Genomic DNA, 234 nt, shown 5'->3' on the forward strand with positions numbered 1-234 from the left:
AGGGCGGCACGGTCGAGTTCGCCGGTCAGGCGGAGGACGACCGGCATGTTGTACGTCGCCGCGGTGGCGCCTTCGAGGCGGTTGAGGAACCACAGGCGCCGCTGCGCGAACGACAGCGGGATCTCCGCCGGCCGTTCCCCGGCGACCAGCGCGCTGCGCGCACCCTGTGCCTGCTCGATGAACGTCGCGAGGCCGGCCACGGTGGGCGCCTCGAACAGGGCCCGCAGCGGCAGT

1 protein-coding gene is annotated in these 234 nt (G+C 73.5%); it reads right to left on the bottom strand.

What is annotated here, in order from left to right:
* The coding region (locus tag JK361_RS40845; protein ID WP_201828309.1) for a condensation domain-containing protein at positions 1 to 234 on the bottom strand (234 nt) is incomplete at both ends.

The organism is Streptomyces musisoli, from assembly GCF_016741855.1.
Taxonomy (GTDB): domain Bacteria; phylum Actinomycetota; class Actinomycetes; order Streptomycetales; family Streptomycetaceae; genus Streptomyces; species Streptomyces musisoli.